Consider the following 263-nt stretch of genomic DNA (forward strand, 5'->3'; position numbering starts at 1 on the left):
GAAGTCATTTGATATTGTTCAAGAATCTATTAACAAAAGTCCATATGATACCCGCCAGTATGAAGTTATTCGCCTTGCTAATTCATTTGAGGTGTTGTTGATATCTGATCCTGACTTAAAAAATAGTGCTGCCTCATTATCTGTGCCTATTGGTAGTATGCATAACCCTGATTCACAACTATGGTTGGCGCATTATTTAGAACATATGTTGTTTTGGGGGTCAGATAAGTTCCCTGAGATTAATCAGTATAGTAAGTTCATGA

General features: G+C 36.1%; 1 protein-coding gene. It reads left to right on the forward strand.

The genetic code is table 11. The annotated features are described in order from the left end of the window. Positions 1-263 (forward strand): insulinase family protein (locus V6256_RS15345; protein WP_341599121.1); only part of this gene is annotated, 263 nt, incomplete at both ends.

Origin of the sequence: Psychromonas aquatilis, assembly GCF_038155185.1 — a bacterium.
GTDB lineage: Bacteria > Pseudomonadota > Gammaproteobacteria > Enterobacterales > Psychromonadaceae > Psychromonas > Psychromonas aquatilis.